Genomic DNA, 20,062 nt, shown 5'->3' with positions numbered 1-20,062 from the left:
AGCAAGCTCGCTCCCACATTGAATGGGTGTTCCCAAAACAGTCGTGCATAAAAAAGCGCCGCCATCCCGGCAGCGCTTTGACCAATCCCTGTTGTTCTTCTTATCCTTCCATCACAGCCCACAACGCGTCCAGTTCGGCCTCGCTGAACAGGTCAGCGGGGTAACGCTCGATCATCGTCCGGCGCGGATCAGGTTCCCTGATCTGACGCGTTCCATTGGACTTCAACCAGTGCGCGACAATCTGGAGCGATTCGCCGTTAACGGCCATGGGATGCAACGTCCGCTCGCTGACTACGTTCACTTCGGCGTTCATTTCAGCGCTCTCTCCCCGTTCATGAGCGGCTAAGTTATCCAAGGTTTATGACAGAACTGTTGAAGTTCTCCCCCCTCCCTAGTGCACGGGTGATGAATACAAGAGCTATGCCAAGGTTTCGCATTTGTCGACAAGCGGATACAAAGAAGCCCGCAATCCAACCGGGCTGCGGGCTTCTTCACATGCATAGCGAGCTAATCACTGCTCGGCCGATTTGTTAATCAACTCAAGCTGTTACGACTCAACTCACTCTTTGTGTGGTGCGGGTTGCTGTTGGGTAAGGCAGTGGATATTGCCGCCACCCAGTAACAGTTCGCGGCCCGGCACCATTACCACTTCGTGCTGCGGGAATAGTTTCTGCAGGATTTCCCTGGCCGGGGCATCCATCGGATCGTCGAAGCTCGGCGCGATGATGCCGCCATTGACGATCAGAAAGTTCACGTAGGAGCCGGCCAGGCGCACGGACGGATTGCGCTCCTGCGTGCCGTCCACCGGGTCGACACCATCGCACTCTTCTTCGGTCGCGTACAGCGGCCCCGGAATCGGCATTTTGTGCACCGTGAACGGGCGACCTTTGGCATCGGTGCTGCTTTGCAGGACTTTCATCGCAGCCTGGCAGCGCGGGTAGTTCGGATCCTGTGGATCGTCGGTCCACGCCAGCAATACTTCACCCGGACGCACGTAGCAGCAGAAGTTATCCACATGGCCGTCGGTTTCGTCGTTGAACAAACCGTCCGGCAGCCAGATGATTTTATCCACAGACAGATTGGCGCTGAGCACCGCTTCGATTTCTTCGCGGCCCAGGTGCGGGTTGCGATTACGGTTGAGCAGGCATTCTTCGGTGGTGATCAGCGTGCCTTCGCCGTCGACGTGAATCGAACCGCCTTCGAGCACAAAACCTTCAGTGCGATAACGCGGGCTACGCTCGATCTCGAGGATCTTGCCGCCGACCTGCGAATCACGATTCCACGGCGAATACAGACCACCGTCGAAACCGCCCCAGGCGTTGAAGTCCCAGTTCACACCGCGCACTTCGCCGCTGTTGTTGATGACGAAAGTCGGGCCGCTGTCGCGTACCCAGGCGTCATCGCTGGACATCTCGACCACACGGATATTCGGCACGTCGAGACGCGCGCGGGCATTTTCGTATTGGCCGGCGGACACGGCCACGGTCACTGGTTCGAAACGTGCGATGGCTTTGGCCACCGCAGCGTGTGCGGCTTGCGCCGGTTTGCCGCCCAGACGCCAGTTGTCCGGGCGCTCGGGCCAGATCATCCAGGTCTGCGTTTGCGGCGCCCACTCGGCCGGCATGTGAAAGCCGTCGGCGCGCGGGGTACTTTTCAAGGTGGTCATCGGGATCAGGACTCCAGGGAACCGTCGAGGGTTTTCAACGCACCGTACAGGTTCGGACGGCGGTCACGGAATGAACCCCACGCGCTGCGAATGTGTTCGAGCTCGTCGAGGTTGAAAGTGTGCACAAGAATACCTTCTTCGGTTTTATTCAGCTCCTGCACTTTTTCGCCGAACTGGTTGGCGATGAACGAAGAGCCGTAGAACGTGATGTCGTAGCCGTCCTGTTCTTCATTGCCGATGCGGTTGCTGGCGATCAGCGGCATCAGGTTGGCGCCGGCGTGGCCCTGCTGCACCCGCTGCCAGTGATCGCGCGAGGAGATGCTCTTGTCGTGCGGCTCGCTGCCGATTGCGGTCGGGTAAAACAGGATTTCCGCACCTTGCAGCGCCATGCTGCGCGCGGCTTCCGGGAACCACTGGTCCCAGCAGATACCCACGCCGATCTTCGCGTAACGGGTGTTCCACACTTTGAAACCGGTGTCGCCCGGGTTGAAGTAATACTTCTCGTGGTAGCCCGGGCCATCCGGGATGTGGCTTTTACGATAAATCCCGAGGTTGCTGCCGTCGGCATCGATGATCGCGATGCTGTTGAAACGCGCGCGGCCGGCCAGTTCGTAGAAGCTGATCGGCAGGACTACTTGCAGCTCTTTGGCGATTTTCTGGAAATGCTTGATCGCGACGTTGTCTTCCACCGTCGTCGCCAGTTGCAGGTAGTCCGGGTTCGGCTTCTGGCAGAAATACGGCGCCTCGAACAGCTCCTGAATCAGGATGATCTGCGCGCCTTTGGCGGCGGCTTCGCGCACCAGCCGTTCAGCGATTTCGAGGTTGGCTTGCAGATCCCACGAACAGGCCATCTGTGTGGCGGCAACGGTAACGATACGGCTCATGAATCATCTCCGGGCAAGTGCTTTGACGGTCGACAATTCGACCGAAAAGAAAAATGCGCGCACCGGACATGAGATCGCCATGCCGGAGCAATGGCGACTTTATAGCCGATAAATATCGGCTTTAGAAGCTAAAGAAATGTATTTCGTCTAATTTTACGCAAAAAATACCGATACAAATCGAATTAACCTCAAAACGCTGTAGGAGCTGCCGAAGGCTGCGATCTCTTGATTTTGCTCTTGAAAAACAAGATCAAAAGATCGCAGCCTTCGGCAGCTCCTACAGGGGGTGAGTGTCAAAGGCCCTCGGTGAGCACCCGATCGAGCATGTCGACAAAGAAATCCACACTCTTACGCGACGTCACCATCGGTGGCTTGATCTTGAGAATGTTCAGATCATCCCCAGTCGGCTGCATGAAAATCCCCAACTCGCGCAGGCGATCACACAGCAACACCGTCTCCTCGGTCGCCGGCTCCAGCGTCTCGCGATTGCGGATCAACTCAAGCCCGAGATAGAACCCGGAACCGTGCACCGCGCCCACCAGCGGATGTTTATCGATCAGCGCTTCGAGTCGCGCCTTGAAGTGGCCACCGACCACCTGCGCGTTCTCCCAGAGCTTTTCTTCTTCCATCACATCCAGCACCGCCATGCCGATCTGGCAACTCACCGGACTGCCACCCGCCGAAGAGAAGAAATAACCCTCGGCCTCCAGCGCCTCGGCGATTTCCCGGCGAGTGATTACTGCACCCAGCGGTTGACCGTTGCCCATACCCTTGGCCATGCAAATGATGTCCGGCACCACGCCCTGCTCTTCAAAGCCCCAGAAGAAATGGCCCATGCGCCCGTAACCGACCTGCACTTCGTCGGCGATGCACACGCCGCCCTGCGCGCGCACTAGCCCGTAAACCTGTTTCAAATATCCCGGCGGCAGCGAGATGCCCCCGGCATTGCCATACACCGGCTCGCAGATGAACCCGGCCAATTGGCGCTTCTGCTCGGCGAGTTTTGCCAGGTGATGCTCAACGCTGCGCACGTAATCCGGCGCCGAATCGAGGCCGCGGAATTCACCGCGATAGGTGTTTGGCGCAGGCACCGGATGCACCCAGTCCGGACGGCTTTCCAAGGCTTTCGGGTTGTCGGCGACCGAGGTCGATACCGCATCGGCGCCGACCGTCCAGCCGTGATAGGCCTCAAGCACACTGATCATGTCGCGCCCGCCGCTGTAGGCCCACGCCAAACGAATCGCCAAGTCATTGGCCTCGCTGCCGCTGTTGACCAGAAACACCCGATCCATGCCTTCCGGCGCGAGTTTCAGCAAGCGCTCGGAAAACTCCGCCACCGCCGCATAGTTGAACCGCGAGTTGGTGTTGAGCAGTGACCATTGGCGCGCCGCGACCGCCGCCATGCGCGGGTGACCGTGACCGAGCACTGCCACGTTGTTGAGCATGTCCAGATAGGAGCGGCCCTGCATGTCGATCAGGTGATTGCGCCAGCCACGTTCGATGCGCGGCGGATCGACGTAGTAGTGTTTCTGGGTACGGGCGAAACTGGCATCGCGGCGTTCGAGCAGGGTTTTCGCGTCCAGCTCCGGTTCGGCATCGCAGGCCAGCCCCAACAATGCGGCCGGCGATGGGCACAGCGCCTGCCAAGCCGCTGCTTGCGCCGGGGTGCAAAACAACGGTGTATCGAGCTGCGCGCCCCGACACAACTGCACCCGCAACGGGCCGCTGACCGCACCCAGCACCTGACCTTTGACCAGCGCCGCACCGCTGTGCAGCGACGGTGTCACGCCCCACAGCCGCAGGCTGAGTTGCGGGCCATCGAGTTGCAGCACACCGTCTGCGGCCTGATGCACGACGCCTGCGAACGGCGCCTCCACGGCGCTGCCATCGGGCACGCGCAATTCCACGTGCAGCGGGAAGGTGTCCGGTTCAACGGCACTGTCGGGACGAGTGCGCGACAAACGGTACTGACCATAACGGCTCGCCGCCAAACCATGCGCCACAGCCGCTTCAGTCAGCAGGCGCTGGTCGATACCCTCCTGCTCCCAATTTCCAGCGTCGAAATGCGGACTCAGCACGCCAAGATCGATCAGCGCAAATTCGCGTCCGACCAGACCGGGCAACAATGGCGCAAAACCTTCACTCTCAATCGCCGGCAAAGCCTGTCCCACCGCCGCCAGAATCGCCGCCTCCATCAACGCCTGAGGCACCGATGTCGCCACGCGGAAAATCTCCCACTCGTGGGTAAGGTTGTCCCGGCTGTACGTATTCGCCGGGTCGATGCTGACTTGCTGCTCGCCACTGAGCACCAGCACCGCCGCGCGCGCCACAATCAAAGGCCACAGCGCTTGCAACTCTTCGTGTTGCAGTGGGTTGACCGCGTGGTAGGCCTGCACCGCCGGCAGGATGACAAACGGATCACCACCAGCGTGATGCAGCAACGCCGCACACGTCACTGACAGATCGGTGATGCGCCAGGTGCGCACCAGATCGCCAAAGTCGATCACGCCCTGCAACTGCCAGTGACGCTGGGCATCGCGCGCCCAGACGGCGTTGTCATCGGTGATGTCCATGTGAATCGCCTGCACCGGCAGCTTGTCCAGCAACGGCTGCAAACGGCGCTCGGCCTGAGCGGCGGCCTCGGCGATCAATGTGCGTTGCTGCTCGTCCTTGATCACCGGCAGCAGATGGCTGATCAGAGCACTGGCGTGGCGCGCATCCCATTGCAACGTGCGCTCAAGGCCCGGATGATCGAAACCGACCAGCGCCAGATCCATCTCACCGCAGAGCCGGCCAAACCCCGCCACTACGTCGCGCCCCAAGTGATCAAGATGCGTGAGCGGCTGGCCCTCGATGTAATCCAGCAGCCGCACATGGACGGCTTCGCCGCCGACCTCGAGTGACAGCAGATCCTCGCCATTATTGGCCGCGATCACCCGTGGCACCGTCACCGCCGAGTGCTCGGCCAGGTACTTGAGGCCGGCATGCTGGGCTTGCAGCTCCACCAGAGCGTAATCGCCACGGCAGATTTTCAGCACGAACCGACCGCGCGGACTGTCGACGCGAAAATTCAGATCCTGCTGGCTGCCGAGCGCCTGCAGCCTGCCGCTGAGCCCGTAATGCTCCGCAAGCCATTGCTGGGCCTGCTCTGCAGAAACCTGCGGGCTGGGCAAACTGGCGCGATGAATCAACGTGGCGAGCGGCATGAAACGACCCCTGAAATTTTATTAGGCGCCTATATCGCCATTGCTTGGCAGGATCCGCAACCCCCATCCACGAAAAGGCGTCAGGGCTATTTGTCTTCCTGCACTCGCGCCCTCCGGCACTTTGCGCAAGAATGTCGACCATTAACACTGGCCTATGGAAACCCCATGAATGTAATCACCACCGACCTGCCCGGTGTCCTGATCATCGAACCCAAGGTGTTTGGTGACGAGCGCGGGTTTTTCTACGAAAGTTTCAATGCCAAGGCTTTTCAGGATGCAACGGGGCTGGACACACAATTCGTTCAGGACAACCACTCGCGCTCGCAAAAAGGCGTATTGCGTGGTCTGCATTACCAACTGCAAAACACTCAGGGCAAACTGGTCCGCGTAACGGTCGGTGAAGTATTGGATGTCGCCGTGGACATTCGCCGCAGCTCACCGCACTTCGGAAAATGGGTGGCCGTGCGCCTGTCGGCAGACAACCATCGTCAGTTGTGGGTCCCGGAAGGTTTCGCCCACGGGTTCGTCGTGCTGAGCGAGTTCGCCGAATTCCTCTACAAGACCACCGACTACTACACGCCGTCGGCAGAACGCAGCATTCGCTGGGACGATCCGGATCTGGCCATCGATTGGCAACTGGACGAAGCCCCGAAGCTGTCCGCCAAGGATCAGGCTGCAGCCTTCTTCAAGGACGCTGACGTCTTCGCCTGAGGCCGGGCATAATGCGCCTGTCCCTACAGGCGCTTCCGGCTCATGAAACCAACCCTTCCCCGCAGACCTCGCTGGCGCAGCCTCGCGCTGTTGGCCCTGTGTCTGGCGCCGCTGTTGTGGCCGCTGGAACATCTCGCCGAGCGCTATTACCGCAGCGAACTGGCCGGACAGAACCGCCAGACCCTCGATCTGTACGTCGCCAACCTGCTGGGCACCCTGCACCGCTATGAAGTGTTGCCACAGATTCTCGGCGACCTGCCGGCCCTGCGCTCGGTACTCGGCGCACCGGACGACGGCGTCACCCAAGGCAATGCCAACCGCCTGCTGAAGAACATCGCCGCGCAGACCGGTGCCGAAGTCATGTACCTGATGGACACCAGCGGTCAGACGCTGGCGGCGTCGAACTGGGACAAGCACGACAGTTTCGTCGGCCGTAATTTCTCCTTCCGTCCGTACTTCAGCGAAGCCATGGCCGGGCGCCTCGGGCGCTTCTTCGGGCTCGGCACCACGTCGGCCAAGCGCGGTTATTTCTTTGCCGCCGCCGTGCGTAACGGCGAAAAAATCATCGGCGTGCTGGTGATCAAGGTTGACCTCGACCACACCGAAAGCCTCTGGGGCAAAACCCCGGAACAACTGTTGGTCACCGACCACAACGGCGTGGTCATCCTCACCTCGCGCCCGGAATGGCGTTTTCGCTCAACCCGTAATTTGAGCGACAGCGAGCGCTCGGCGATCACCGCGATCCAGCCTTACCCGACCCGCGAGCCGCGCCCACTTAACCTTAGCCCGACGGCGTGGCTGATCCAGACCCACGACATTGCCGAAACCGGCTGGAGCGTCAGCATCCTTGCCCCGCGCACGCTGATCGACCGTCCGGTGCGCACCGTGGTCGCCATCGGCGGCGCCACGCTGCTGGTGCTGATGTTGTTGCTCGGTCTGATGATGCAGCGCCGCCGGCATTATCTGGAGCGCATCGCGTTCGAGGCCAAGGCACGCCGCGAACTTGAGGGCCGCGTGGCGGAACGCACCAGCGACCTCGAAGGCCTCAACCGACGTTTGAAGGAAGAAGTGCTGGAACGTGAACAGGCCCAGCAGGAACTGGTGCGCGCCCAGGATGACTTGGTCCAGGCCGGCAAGCTGTCGGCGCTGGGGACGATGTCAGCGAGCATCAGCCACGAACTCAATCAGCCGTTGGCAGCGATCCGCAGCTACGCGGAGAACGCCGAAGTGCTGCTCGATCATCAGCGCACCGACGATGCGCGCGGCAACCTCAAACTGATCAGCGAACTGACCGGGCGCATGGCCTCGATCATCGCCCACCTGCGCGCCTTTGCCCGCCGCGATCGCCACGCGCCGGAAAGCGTTGCCCTGCAACCAGCGCTCGACGATGCCTTGGCGCTGCTGGCCAAACGGCGCCGGAGCATGGAAGTCGAGCTGATCCGCGATCTGCCGGCCGCCACGCTGTGGGTCGAGGCCGGGGAAACGCGCCTGCGTCAGGTGCTTGGCAATCTGCTCGCCAACGCCCTCGACGCGCTTACCGAAAAAGGTCCGCCGCGCAAACTCTGGCTGAGTGCCGAATCCACCGCCGAGGGCGTCAATCTGTACATTCGCGACAACGGCCCGGGCTTTTGCATGGAGGCCCTCGGCCGCGCCAGCGAGCCCTTTTACACCACCAAGACCCGTACTCAGGGTCTGGGGCTGGGGTTGGCCATTTGTGAAACGCTGATGCGCGCCTTCGGTGGTGAACTGTCGTTCGCCAACCACAAGCAAGGTGGCGCCTTGATTACCCTGCGACTGCGCGCCGGTGCGCCCGGGGTCAGCCTGCAACCGTCCGAGGATCGAAGTGCATGACCATCGACAATCGCATTCAGGTGGTGTTGATCGACGACGATCCACACCTGCGTCAGGCCCTCGGCCAGACACTGGATCTGGCCGGTCTGAAAATTTTGCCGCTGTCCGAAGCCAAGGGGCTGGCCGCACAGCTTGAACGCGACTGGCCGGGCGTGGTGGTGAGCGACATCCGCATGCCGGGTATGGACGGCCTGGAATTGCTCAGCGAATTACACGCGCAGGATCCCGAACTGCCGGTGCTGCTGATCACCGGCCACGGTGATGTACCGCTGGCGGTGCAGGCCATGCGTGCCGGCGCTTATGACTTTCTCGAAAAACCTTTCGCCAGCGATGCGCTGCTCGACAGCGTACGCCGCGCGCTGGCCCTGCGCCGCCTGGTGCTGGACAACCGCAGCCTGCGTCTGGCCCTCAGCGACCGCAATGAATTGAGCGCGCGTCTGGTCGGCCATTCGACGCCGATGCTGCGCTTGCGTGAGCAGATCGGTGCGCTGGCCGCGACCAAGGCTGACGTGCTGATCCTCGGCGAAACCGGCGCCGGCAAAGAAGTGGTCGCCCGTGCGCTGCACGATTTGTCCAGCCGTCGTAATGGCCCGTTTGTGGCGATCAACGCCGGCGCACTGGCCGAGTCCGTGGTGGAAAGCGAACTGTTCGGCCACGAACCCGGCGCGTTCACCGGTGCGCAGAAACGCCGGATCGGCAAATTCGAATTCGCCAATGGCGGCACGCTGTTTCTCGATGAAATCGAAAGCATGAGCATGGACGTGCAGGTTAAGTTGCTGCGCATGCTGCAAGAACGCGTGGTCGAACGCCTGGGCGGCAATCAATTGATCCCGCTGGACATCCGCGTGATTGCCGCAACCAAGGAAGACCTGCGTCAGGCCGCCGATCAAGGCCGCTTCCGCGCCGACTTGTATTACCGCCTCAATGTCGCGCCACTGCGCATTCCACCGCTACGCGAACGCGGCGAAGATGCGTTGGTGCTGTTCCAGCATTACGCCGATGAAGCCAGCGCCCGCCACGGCCTGCCGCCCCATGAACTGCAACCGGCACAACGCGCCTTGCTGTTGCGCCACACCTGGCCGGGTAACGTGCGCGAACTGCAGAATGCCGCCGAACGTTTCGCCCTCGGTCTGGAACTGGCACTGGATAACAGCGGCGCCGAAGGCACTGGCAACACACCGGTTGAAGTCATCAACGGCGGTCTCAGCGAGCAAGTGGAAAACTTCGAGAAGTCGTTGATTGCCGCCGAACTGGCGCGCTCTCACAGTTCAGTGCGCAGCCTCGCCGAAGCCTTGGGCGTGCCGCGCAAGACCCTGCATGACAAGTTGCGCAAGCATGGCCTCAACTTTGGCGATAGCAGCCATGGGGATGAAAACGAATGAGCACTGACAGTCGCTATCTGGAATCGGTCCTGCATCACGACATTCCCCTGACACGGGACATGGGGCTGAAGGTGCTCGACTGGCATGCACACCAATTGAGTCTGCATCTGCCACTTGAGCCGAACGTCAATCACAAGAGCACGATGTTCGGCGGCAGTCTTTACTGCGGTGCGGTGCTGGCCGGTTGGGGCTGGTTGCATCTGCGTTTGAAGGAAGAAGGCATCACCGACGGGCACATTGTGATTCAGGAGGGGCAGATCAGTTATCCGCTGCCGGTCACGGGCGACGCCACGGCAATCTGCCCGGCGCCGGACGCGAAGGTGTGGAGGAAATTTCTGGCGATGTATCAGCGTTATGGGCGGGCGCGGTTGACGTTGAGTACGCGGATCGTCAATCAGGGCAGCGAAGAAGACGCCGTGACATTTACCGGGCAGTACGTTTTGCACCGCTGAAGATCAACGGCCCCTCACCCTAACCCTCTCCCCGAGGGAGAGGGGACTGATTGGGGGATGCTTCAGACGTACACCGACCTGATGGCGCTTTGCTGAATCCATAATCGACCTCATCTTTCAGGTCGATGTATGACGCAAGACAACTCGGTCGGCTCTCTCCTGGGGGAAAGGGCTGGGGTGAGGGCGATTGCCGATCAGCCCACTTAACCGCGAGCCAACTCCAACAATCTGGAACGCCAGGCCGCCTTCGCCGGCAGCGCCAAAAAGAACTCGTTCAACAGCGATTCCCGCGCCGGATAGCAGAACGCATCCCCGCGCAGATCCAACACTTCACCGCCCGCTCCTTCCAGCACGCCTTGCGCCGCCGCCGTGTCCCACTGCGAAGTCGGCGCCAGTCGCGGATAGCAATCCGCTGCGCCTTCCGCCAGCAGACAAAATTTCAGCGAGCTACCAATGTTCGCCAATTGCAGCTCGCCCAGACTTGCACTCAGCCCTGCCAGCAGACGCTCCTGCTCGGGACTCGAATGCCGCCGGCTGGCCACAACCGTAAACGCCTCGCCCGGCCCCGGCACGTCTCGCACCTGAATCGCAACCGGCGTGCCGCCCTCGTCGCAGCGCCACGCACCAAGCCCGGCACCGCCAACGTAGAAACGACCATTGGTCGGCATCGACACCACACCAAACACCACGCGACCGTTTTCGATCAGCGCGATGTTCACGGTGAACTCTTCGCTGCCACTGATGAACTCCTTGGTGCCATCCAGCGGATCGACCAACCACCAGCGCTGCCAACCCGCGCGTACGCTCTGGGGGATGTTGGCGTCTTCTTCCGACAACACTGGAATGCTCGGATCCAGCGCCGTCAGCCCGGCGACGATCAGGTGATGCGCGGCCAGATCCGCCGCCGTCACCGGCGATTCATCGGACTTGGCCGTGACTTCAACGCCGGCGCGCCAGAACGGCAAGATCGCCTCGCCGGCCTGCAAGGCCAGTTCAATCACCGGCGCCATCAACGGATGGGGAAACTTCATCGACATTTCACTCATGCTGGAAAGAATCCGCGATCGGTCAGCAGATCGCGGGTCAAATACAGTGCAGCCAATGCACGGCCTTCGGAAAACTGCGGATTGAGCGCCAGCGACGACAATTTGCGCAGATTCACCTTGTCGACGCGCATCGGCTCGGGCTCGTCGCCTTCCAGCCGCTCTTCGTACAAATCGGTAGCCAGAACGACCTGGATCTTCTGGCTCATGTAACCGGGCGACAGCGACAGCTCGGTCAGATGCTCCAGTTGTCGCGCGCCAAATCCGGCTTCTTCCTTGAGCTCCCGCTCGGCTGCCGCCAATACGTCTTCGCCCGGTTCGATCAAACCTTTAGGCAAGGACAGTTCGTACTCATCGGTACCGCCGCAATATTCCTCGACCAACACCGCGTGTTCGGCATCCAGCATCGCCACGATCATCACCGCGCCGTAGCCCGCACCTTTGCCGACCAGACGCTCGTAAGTGCGTTCCACGCCATTGGAAAAGCGCAGTTTGAGTTCTTCGACGCAAAACAGACGGCTGGTGGCGACGATCTCGCGGGCAAGTACGGTGGGTTTCTGGCGCATGCAAAGCTCCTTGGCGTGAACGCGCTACTATAACGCGGCTTTCCCGATTGTTTATGTCGGATATCTTTCTACCGTTCGAGACGTTGCCATGCCTTCATTACCGTGGTCCGACATCGATACCGTTCTGCTGGACATGGACGGCACGCTGCTGGATCTGCACTTCGACAATCATTTCTGGCTGGAACACCTGCCCCAGCGTTACGCCGAACTGCACGGGGTCAGCCGGGCCATGGCCGAGATGGAATTGCAGCCGCTGTTCGAACGCCACGCCGGCCAGTTGCAGTGGTACTGCCTGGATTTCTGGAGTGCCGAGTTGAAGTTGTCGGTACGTGAATTGAAGCTGGAAACCGCGCATCTGATCGCCTTGCGGCCGGATGCCGATACCTTTCTGGAAGCGATCAAGCGCGCCGGTAAACGGGTGATCATGATCACCAACGCGCACCGCGATTCACTGTCGCTGAAGCTGGAACGGATTGAGCTGGCGCCGTATTTCGAACGGCTGATCAGCTCGCATGATTATGGGTTTCCCAAGGAGAACCCGCAGTTCTGGGATGCCTTGCAGGCGGACATCGGCTTTGATCCGGCGCGCAGTCTGTTTATCGACGATACCTTGCCGATTCTGCGCAGTGCGCGGGATTTTGGCGTGGCACATTTGCTGGCGGTGAAAGAGCCGGACAGCCGCAAGGGGCCGAAGGACACGGCTGAGTTTGCGGCGGTTGAGGATTACCGCAATCTGATCGCTGGCCTTTGATCTTTGTAGGAGCTGCCGAAGGCTGCGATCTTTTGATCTTGTTTGGAAAAATCAAAATCAAAAGATCGCAGCCTGCGGCAGCTCCTACAGGAGTGTTGTGTTACTCAGGAATACGCAGTGTCTGCCCCGGATAGATTTTGTTCTCATCCTTGAGCATCGGTTTGTTGGCCTCGAAAATTTTCTTATATTTGTTGGCATCCCCGTACACACGCAGAGAAATCGCGCTGAGGGTGTCACCAGACTTGACCACGACAAACTGTGCGGCAGTAACAACCGGGCCGGTCACGGTGATCTGATCATCCACGCTGCCAACTCCGGCAATATTGCCCACCGCCAGCAAAATCTTCTCTTTCTCTTCCTGACTCGCGACTTCACCGGTGACGGTCACTTTGTCGCCATCCACCGTTGCCTGCACATTCGGATTGCCCAAGCCGACCTTGCTGATGTGTTCCTTCAACTGCTCACTGGCATTGGCGTTGCCCGGGGTCAGCAGATCGATCAGCTTCTCACCGGCTTCTTTTACAAAACTTAAAAGACTCATCGTGGTTCTCTCCATGGAATAAAAGGATCAGTCGTCCAAGCCTAGACCACCGCGGACAAACCCGGTTCCAAGCCGACCAATGACCCTGCCACCGCGCAAGCGGTAGAATCCCCCACCCCTGCCAGCGCCCGGAGCGAAGATGGACATCAAGCAGCTGAAATTCCTCATCGCCCTCGACGAAACCCGCCACTTCGGCCAGGCCGCCGCGCGTTGCCATATCACCCAGCCAACGCTGTCAATGCGCCTGCGCAGTCTTGAAGAAGAACTCGACCTGCCACTGGTCAACCGTGGCCAGCGTTTCGAAGGTTTCACCGCGCCGGGCGAGCGCGTGCTGGCGTGGGCACGCTCGGTGATGGCGGCGTATGACGGTTTGCACGCGGAAGCGGCGGCGTGTCGCGGCAATCTGATCGGCACGCTGAGGCTGGGCGTGGTGCCGCTGTCGAGTTTCGATCCGCTGCCGTTGATGCAACGCCTGCACAGCGCCCACCCGAATTTGCGCTTTGAAATGTCGGCGCTGAGTTCCGAGCAGATCCTCGAGCATTTGGCGAATAACCGCATTGATCTCGGCGTGTCTTATCTGGATCGTCTGGATAACGAGCGCTTCGAATCCCTGGCCTTCAGTGAAACGCGCATGGGCCTGCTCTACGATCAGCGCTCATTCACATTTGGCGACGCCGCGTTGAGTTGGCAGTCGCTGATCGAGCTGCCGTTGGGCATGCTCACCAGCGGCATGCATTTTCGCCAGTCCATCGACCACAACTTCCACAGCCGCGGCCTGACTCCACAACCGTTGCTACAAACCGATGCCGTGCATCAATTGTTACAAGCCGTGCACGGCGGTTTTTGCTGCGCGATCATGCCGCTGGACGGCGGCCTGGAAAAACTCACCGATCACCTGCGCCTGCAACCGATCGAAGACGCCCAGACCCTCGCCCCGCTGGGCCTGATCATGCGTCGCGGCGCCCCACGTTCCGCGCTGGCGGAAGCCTGTTTCGCGCTGTATCGGGAATCACCAACAGCCTCTTGATCGACGGCATCTATCGATAGATCGACACTAGCGATTAGACGCGACAACTTGCCGCGCCTAGTCTTAACGTTGATCAAACCGTCGGTGATGCCATGAACGCCAAGCGCCCAGCCTGCGCGGCGCCTGCACTCGAAACGCCCGCGCCAGCCGCCAGCCAGACCTACAGTTACAGCGATTTACCCCGTGAGGAATCGGCCAGCACCGCGCTGGCCGAGGAAGTCGCGTTGGCGATCGCCTACAACGGCATCAGCCAGGCGGTGATGTTGGTGACGCCGACCGACCTTGAAGACTTCATCGTCGGTTTCAGCCTCGGCAGCGGCATCATCATCGACGCTACTGACATTTATGACCTGCAACTGACCGGCGCCGGCTCCGCGCAATATGCGCAAGTAACCATCGCCAATCGCGCGTTCTGGAACCTCAAGCAACAACGTCGACAAATGGCCGGCACCAGCGGTTGCGGATTGTGCGGCGTTGAAGCGGTCGAGCAAGCACTGCCCGATCTGAAGGTGTTGCCCGGTGCGCCGTTGCCGCCGATTGAATGGCTCGACGGTTTGCGTCAGCGCATCAGTGCATTTCAACCTTTGGGCCAATACTGCGGTGCGGTGCACGCGGCGGTATTCATGAACGCCAGCGGCGAATTGCTACTCGGCCGCGAAGACATCGGCCGGCATAACGCCCTCGACAAGCTGATCGGCGGGCTGATCCGCCAGAAGATATCCACAGAAGGCGGCCTAGCGATTGTGACCAGCCGTTGCAGCCTCGAATTGATCCAGAAAGTCTTGCGTGCCGGCATCCAGACGCTGGTCAGCCTGTCCGCGCCCACGGGCCTTGCCGTGCAATGGGCCCGTCGACACAACCTCAATCTCATCCACCTGCCGCAGAAAAGTGCGCCGCGGGTGTACAGCCCCGCGATGGAGAATCAAGCGTGAGCCAACATCATCAAGCCGACCAGAAACCTGTCCCGCGCTATAAGCCTTACAAAGGTGCCGCCGGCGGCTGGGGTGCCCTGATCAGTGTGGCTCAGGCCTGGTTGACCAGCGACAACGCGCTGAAGAACCTGCGCATGATGCTCAAGACCAACCAGAACGGCGGCTTCGACTGCCCGGGTTGCGCGTGGGGCGATTCGCCGGAAAGCGGCATGGTCAAGTTCTGCGAGAACGGCGCCAAAGCGGTGAACTGGGAAGCAACCAAGCGCCGCGTGGACGCCAAGTTCTTCGCCAAGCACAGCGTCACTTCGTTGCTGGAGCAGAGCGACTACTGGCTCGAGTATCAGGGGCGCCTGACCGAGCCGATGGTGTATGACGCCGAAACCGATCGCTACAAGCCGATCAGTTGGGACGACGCCTACACCCTGATCGCCAAACACCTGCAAAGCCTGCCGAGTCCGGACCTGGCCGAGTTCTACACCTCGGGTCGTGCCAGCAACGAGGCGGCTTACCTGTATCAACTGTTCGTGCGCGCCTACGGCACCAACAATTTCCCTGACTGCTCGAACATGTGCCACGAGGCCAGCGGTGTGGCGTTGGCGCAAAGTGTCGGCGTCGGCAAAGGCACCGTGACCTTCGACGATTTCGAACACGCCGATGCAATTTTCGTCTGGGGCCAGAACCCGGGCACTAACCACCCACGCATGCTCGAACCGTTGCGTGAAGCGGTGAAACGCGGCGCGCAAGTGGTGTGCATCAACCCGTTGAAAGAGCGTGGCCTGGAACGCTTCCAGCACCCGCAACACCCGATCGAAATGCTCACCAACGGTGACAAGCCGACCAACACCGCGTATTTCCGCCCGGCACTTGGCGGTGACATGGCGCTGCTGCGCGGCATGGCCAAGTTTCTCCTGCAGTGGGAGCGCGATGCGCAGAAGGCTGGCGAACCTGCCGTGTTCGATCACGATTTCCTCAACGCCCACAGCGCTAACGTGCTGGAGTATCTCGGCGTGGTCGATGACACGCCGTGGGAACAGATCGTCGAGCAATCCGGCCTGACCCTCGTCGAAATCGAGCAAGCGGCGCGCATGTACGCCAAAGGCAAGAACGTCATCATGTGCTGGGCGATGGGCATCACCCAGCATCGCCATTCAGTACCGACCATCCAGGAAATCGCCAACCTGATGCTGCTGCGCGGCAACATCGGTAAACCCGGTGCTGGTCTGTGTCCGGTGCGCGGCCACAGTAACGTGCAGGGCGACCGCACGATGGGCATCAACGAGCGTCCGCCAGTGGCGTTCCTTGATTCGCTGGAACGACGCTTCCAGTTCAAGGTGCCGCGTCATAACGGCCACAACGTGGTCGAGGCAATCCATGCGATGGCCGAGGGACGCGCCAAAGTCTTTATCGGTCTGGGCGGCAACTTCGCCCAAGCCACGCCGGACAGCCCGCGTACCTTCGCCGCACTGAGCAATTGCGACCTGACCGTGCAGATCAGCACCAAACTCAACCGCAGCCATCTGGCTCACGGTAAAGACGCGCTGATCCTGCCGTGCCTCGGCCGGACCGACATCGATATCCAGACCGAAGGCCCGCAAGCGGTCACCGTGGAAGACTCCTTCAGCATGGTTCACGCCTCCAACGGGCAGTTGCAACCGCTGTCGAACCAGATGCGCTCGGAGCCGTCGATCATTGCCGGCATCGCTGCCGCCACACTGGGTAGCAAACCGGTCGACTGGAACTGGCTGGTGGCCGATTACGGGCGCATCCGCGAACTGATCGCCGACACCATTCCCAATTTCAAAGAGTTCAACGAGAAGATCAAAAACCCAGGCGGCTTCTACCTCGGCAACAGCGCTGGCGCGCGCAAGTGGAACACACCGTCGGGCCGGGCCAACTTCCGCGCGAACATGCTGCCCAAAGATCTGGTACACGAACGCACCCGCGCCACCGGGCAGCTACCGGACCTGATCTTGCAATCGATGCGTTCCCACGATCAATACAACACCACGATTTATGGTCTCGACGACCGTTATCGCGGAGTGAAGGGCCAGCGTGATGTGCTGTTTGCCAACGAGGCCGACATCATTCGTCTGGGCTTCCGTCCGGGGCAAAAGGCCGACATCGTGTCGCTGTGGGACGATGGTCGTGAGCGTCGGGTGAAGGGCTTCACCTTGCTGGCGTTTGATATTCCGGCCGGGCAAGCGGCCGCGTATTACCCGGAAGTGAATCCGCTGGTGCCATTGGAGAGCACCGGGGATGGCAGCCATACGCCGACGTCTAAGTTCATTGCGATTCGATTGGAATCAGCGAGTGAGACTGGGTTGATCATGGCCAAATCTGCTTAATTCAAAATCAAAAGATCGCAGCCTTCGGCAGCTCCTACACCGGTTCCTGTAGGAGCTGCCGAAGGCTGCGATCTTTTCGCTTCTGCTTTTCAAACGCTCACAAAAAAGGCCGCTTTTTCACAAAAGCGGCCTGTCCGAAGTAGCTAAAGACCGGCGAAAATCGGTTAAGTTCCAGTGAAAAAACAGTAACTTGCAAAATTGTATACATGTCGTGTTATTCGTCGGATTTCGATTGCCACACCCATTCCAGAGCCTCAGGATCGGCGCCGTCATCCCTTTGAGGCTCATCTATGAAGTTCTCCTCGATTCTCTTGTTGTCCCTTGGCCTGGTCAGTGGTTTTGCGTCTGCTGGCGGCACCACCGAAGCAGGTGTGGGCGGCGCATTGGGCGGGGTTCTTGGCTCGGTCGTCGGTCAGTCGTTAGGCGGCAATACAGGTTCCACCATCGGCGCAGCCTTGGGCGGTGCGGGTGGTAGCGCGGTCGGCGCCGACAAACGCAGCCGTGGCGAAGCCGCCATCGGTGGTGCGCTGGGCGCAGCCGGCGGTAACGTAGTCGGCCGCAGCATGGGCGGCACCACCGGCAGCCTGATAGGCTCCGCAGCAGGTGGCGGCGCCGGTGGCGCGCTGGGTAACTACATGGGCAACAAAAGCGATGACGATGATCGTCGTTACGACCGTCGTCACGATGATCGTCGCTACTACCGCGACGGCCACCCAGGTCGCGGCCATGCCTACGGCCACCGCAAGCATCACAAGTACTATCGTCACCGTTAAGGCGAATGCTTGAAGAAAAATCGCAGCCCGAGGGCTGCGATTTTTTTTGCCTTTTTTAAACCACAAGGTATTCCAGTGCCTGCCGCAGCTTGGCGGGAATCGGCACTGGCTGGTTACTCGCCCGATCGACGAATACATGAACGAAGCGCCCGGCCGCGCAGGCCTCGCTATCGCCGACCTTGAACACCGCCAACTCGTATTGCACCGAACTGTTGCCCAATTTTCCGACCCGCAGACCGATCTCGATCAGATCAGGAAAGGCAATCGAGGCGAAGTAATCACACGCCGAACTGACCACAAACCCCACCACCTCGCCATCATGGATATCCAGACCACCGACCTGTATCAGGTAAGTGTTCACCGCCGTGTCGAAGAAGCTGTAGTAGGTGACGTTGTTGACGTGACCGTAGGCGTCGTTGTCGTGCCAGCGTGTGGTGATGGGCTGGAAGTGTGGGTAGTCGGTGCGCTGAGGGGTGGACATGGTTGTGCTGGTTCTCTTGTTTTTTCAGTGAGGCTGCTTGCCCTCACCCTAGCCCTCTCCCAGAGGTAGAGGGGACTGACCGAGGTGTTCTCTCGAAATACACCGACCTGAACTGTCGAGTCGAACGCGAAAGGCACAGAGATCGGCTCCCTTTCCCCCTCGCCCCCTTGGGGGAGAGGGCTGGGGTGAGGGGGTAAGATTTTGACTTCAACACTAATCCTGAGCAAACCGCCTACCCTGCGCCGCCAACTCACCAATCAACCGCGCCGGTTTCCACTGATCGCCCTGACGCGTCTCCAGCGCCAGCAAGCGCTGATGAATATCCGCCAGCCCCTGCTGATCCGCCCAGGCCATCGGCCCGCCCTTGTCCGCCGGGAAGCCGTAGCCGTTCAGGTACACCAGATCGATGTCGTGTGCAGACTCGGCAATGCCCTCCTGCAAAATCTTCGCACCCTCGTTGACCAATGCCAGAAGACTGCGCTCCAGGATCTCCTCAGGACCGATCTCGCGGCGCTGGAAGCCCAACCCTTCGCTGACCTGCAATACCAGCGCATCGACCTCAGGATCGTGCTCGGCCTGACGACTGCCCGGCTCGTAATGGTAATAACCGTTGCCAGACTTCTGGCCAAACCGGCCCATCTCGCACAAGCGGTTGTCCACCTGAACCTCTGGCGCATCCTGGCCCTTGCCGGCCAATTCGCGCGCACGCCACTCCAGATCGATGCCGACCACGTCGTACATGCGAAACGGCCCCATGGCAAAACCGAAACCTTGCAGTGCCGCGTCGACCTGCTGTGGATAAGCGCCTTCGAGCAGCATCTTGCGCGCCTCCAGGACATACGGATGCAACATGCGATTGCCGATAAAGCCGTGGCAGTTGCCCGACACCACACTGACCTTGCCCATGCGTTTGCCCAGCGCCAGCGCCGCTTCCAGCACCGCCGCGGAAGTCTGCGCACCGCGAACGATTTCCAGCAATTTCATGATGTGCGCCGGGCTGAAGAAATGCAGACCCAGCACCTGCTCCGGACGCCTTGTCGCCGCAGCAATCGCATCGATATCCAGCGCCGATGTATTGCTCGCCAACAGTGCTTCAGGCTTGAGCAAGCCATCCAGCTCACGAAAGATCTTCTGCTTCAGCTCAAGATTTTCGTACACCGCCTCGATCACCAGATCGACATTGCGAATCGCCGGGTAATCCGCCGCCGCACTGACCCGAGCGATACGTGCATCCGCTTCGGCCTGATCAATCCGGCCCTGGCGCACGTTGTGTGCATAAGTCTCGGCCACTGTGGCGAGCGCCTGTTCAAGCATCTGTGGATTGTTATCCACCCACTGCACGTTCACGCCGGCATTGGCCAGACACATGACAATGCCCCGGCCCATCGTGCCCGCACCGATCACTGCGGCCTGCTGAATATCGAAGGATGTCTGGCTCATGTTGTTCTCTT

18 protein-coding genes are annotated in these 20,062 nt (G+C 60.4%); 9 read left to right on the top strand and 9 right to left on the bottom strand.

The genetic code is table 11. From position 1 onward, the window contains the following. Positions 1-100: 100 nt before the first annotated feature. The 4 genes from ACM6JQ_RS27085 to ACM6JQ_RS27070 form a co-directional block, all read right to left on the bottom strand. Positions 101-313, bottom strand: a complete 213-nt coding sequence (locus ACM6JQ_RS27085; RefSeq protein ID WP_414894994.1) for a hypothetical protein — start codon at positions 311-313, stop codon at positions 101-103. A 246-nt stretch (positions 314-559) separates the two neighbouring features. Beyond that, positions 560-1,666 (bottom strand): agmatine deiminase, encoded by a 1,107-nt coding sequence (aguA, locus tag ACM6JQ_RS27080; protein WP_414894993.1) that lies wholly within the window; start codon positions 1,664-1,666, stop codon positions 560-562. Between the two features lie 5 nt (positions 1,667-1,671). After that, positions 1,672-2,550 carry an N-carbamoylputrescine amidase gene (gene aguB / locus ACM6JQ_RS27075; protein WP_095113946.1) on the bottom strand — a complete coding sequence of 293 codons (879 nt, stop codon included), beginning with the start codon at positions 2,548-2,550 and terminating at the stop codon, positions 1,672-1,674. A 293-nt stretch (positions 2,551-2,843) separates the two neighbouring features. After that, positions 2,844-5,756 (bottom strand): aminotransferase, encoded by a 2,913-nt coding sequence (locus tag ACM6JQ_RS27070; RefSeq protein ID WP_414894992.1) that lies wholly within the window; start codon positions 5,754-5,756, stop codon positions 2,844-2,846. Between the two features lie 165 nt (positions 5,757-5,921). On the opposite strand from ACM6JQ_RS27070, the gene rfbC reads away from it, so the two are divergent. Genes rfbC through ACM6JQ_RS27050 form a run of 4 tightly spaced genes read left to right on the top strand, consistent with a single transcriptional unit; the run spans position 5,922 to position 10,152 of the window. After that, positions 5,922-6,467, top strand: coding sequence for a dTDP-4-dehydrorhamnose 3,5-epimerase (gene rfbC / locus ACM6JQ_RS27065; RefSeq protein WP_095113944.1), 546 nt, complete (start codon positions 5,922-5,924; stop codon positions 6,465-6,467). A 42-nt stretch (positions 6,468-6,509) separates the two neighbouring features. After that, positions 6,510-8,318, top strand: coding sequence for a sensor histidine kinase (locus tag ACM6JQ_RS27060; RefSeq protein WP_095113943.1), 1,809 nt, complete (start codon positions 6,510-6,512; stop codon positions 8,316-8,318). Next, positions 8,315-9,700 (top strand): sigma-54-dependent transcriptional regulator, encoded by a 1,386-nt coding sequence (locus tag ACM6JQ_RS27055; RefSeq protein ID WP_007909097.1) that lies wholly within the window; start codon positions 8,315-8,317, stop codon positions 9,698-9,700. The genes ACM6JQ_RS27060 and ACM6JQ_RS27055 overlap by 4 nt, the downstream gene beginning before the upstream one ends. After that, positions 9,697-10,152, top strand: a complete 456-nt coding sequence (locus tag ACM6JQ_RS27050; protein ID WP_007909095.1) for a YiiD C-terminal domain-containing protein — start codon at positions 9,697-9,699, stop codon at positions 10,150-10,152. The genes ACM6JQ_RS27055 and ACM6JQ_RS27050 overlap by 4 nt, the downstream gene beginning before the upstream one ends. A gap of 203 nt (positions 10,153-10,355) precedes the next feature. Here ACM6JQ_RS27050 and cysQ read toward each other — a convergent pair whose 3' ends face one another. Together cysQ and nudE are read right to left on the bottom strand one after the other, a co-directional pair. Beyond that, on the bottom strand, positions 10,356-11,189 hold the full coding sequence (cysQ, locus tag ACM6JQ_RS27045; protein WP_414895040.1) for a 3'(2'),5'-bisphosphate nucleotidase CysQ: 834 nt from the start codon (positions 11,187-11,189) through the stop codon (positions 10,356-10,358). Positions 11,190-11,194: 5 nt separating this feature from the next. Then, positions 11,195-11,761, bottom strand: coding sequence for an ADP compounds hydrolase NudE (gene nudE / locus ACM6JQ_RS27040; RefSeq protein WP_007909093.1), 567 nt, complete (start codon positions 11,759-11,761; stop codon positions 11,195-11,197). An 88-nt stretch (positions 11,762-11,849) separates the two neighbouring features. Between nudE and yrfG the strand changes: the two genes are divergently transcribed. Next, entirely contained in the window at positions 11,850-12,512 is a 663-nt protein-coding gene (gene yrfG / locus ACM6JQ_RS27035; RefSeq protein WP_007909091.1) for a GMP/IMP nucleotidase, read from the top strand. 100 nt (positions 12,513-12,612) lie between these two features. Here yrfG and lysM read toward each other — a convergent pair whose 3' ends face one another. Further along, positions 12,613-13,053, bottom strand: coding sequence for a peptidoglycan-binding protein LysM (gene lysM / locus ACM6JQ_RS27030; RefSeq protein ID WP_414894991.1), 441 nt, complete (start codon positions 13,051-13,053; stop codon positions 12,613-12,615). A gap of 139 nt (positions 13,054-13,192) precedes the next feature. Between lysM and ACM6JQ_RS27025 the strand changes: the two genes are divergently transcribed. The 4 genes from ACM6JQ_RS27025 to ACM6JQ_RS27010 all read left to right on the top strand — a co-directional run bounded on the left by ACM6JQ_RS27025 (position 13,193) and on the right by ACM6JQ_RS27010 (position 18,130). Further along, the gene (locus tag ACM6JQ_RS27025) at positions 13,193-14,080 is read left to right on the top strand and encodes a LysR family transcriptional regulator (protein WP_007909077.1); all 888 of its coding nucleotides are present in this window, start codon (positions 13,193-13,195) and stop codon (positions 14,078-14,080) included. Positions 14,081-14,172: 92 nt separating this feature from the next. Further along, the gene (gene fdhD, locus ACM6JQ_RS27020) at positions 14,173-15,012 is read left to right on the top strand and encodes a formate dehydrogenase accessory sulfurtransferase FdhD (RefSeq protein WP_007909076.1); all 840 of its coding nucleotides are present in this window, start codon (positions 14,173-14,175) and stop codon (positions 15,010-15,012) included. Then, positions 15,009-17,357, top strand: a complete 2,349-nt coding sequence (locus ACM6JQ_RS27015) for an FdhF/YdeP family oxidoreductase (RefSeq protein WP_007909075.1) — start codon at positions 15,009-15,011, stop codon at positions 17,355-17,357. The genes fdhD and ACM6JQ_RS27015 overlap by 4 nt, the downstream gene beginning before the upstream one ends. Positions 17,358-17,647: 290 nt before the next feature. Next, on the top strand, positions 17,648-18,130 hold the full coding sequence (locus ACM6JQ_RS27010) for a glycine zipper domain-containing protein (protein WP_007909074.1): 483 nt from the start codon (positions 17,648-17,650) through the stop codon (positions 18,128-18,130). A gap of 55 nt (positions 18,131-18,185) precedes the next feature. Here ACM6JQ_RS27010 and ACM6JQ_RS27005 read toward each other — a convergent pair whose 3' ends face one another. Then, entirely contained in the window at positions 18,186-18,611 is a 426-nt protein-coding gene (locus ACM6JQ_RS27005) for an acyl-CoA thioesterase (RefSeq protein ID WP_095113942.1), read from the bottom strand. Between the two features lie 213 nt (positions 18,612-18,824). Further along, positions 18,825-20,051 carry a 3-hydroxyacyl-CoA dehydrogenase gene (locus ACM6JQ_RS27000; RefSeq protein WP_042705072.1) on the bottom strand — a complete coding sequence of 409 codons (1,227 nt, stop codon included), beginning with the start codon at positions 20,049-20,051 and terminating at the stop codon, positions 18,825-18,827. Positions 20,052-20,062 lie beyond the last annotated feature (11 nt).

It is taken from the genome of Pseudomonas sp. IT-232MI5 (genome assembly GCF_949767845.1).
GTDB lineage: Bacteria > Pseudomonadota > Gammaproteobacteria > Pseudomonadales > Pseudomonadaceae > Aquipseudomonas.
The sequence above is the reverse complement of the archived record's forward strand: the minus strand, read 5'-3'. Positions and strand labels throughout refer to the sequence as shown.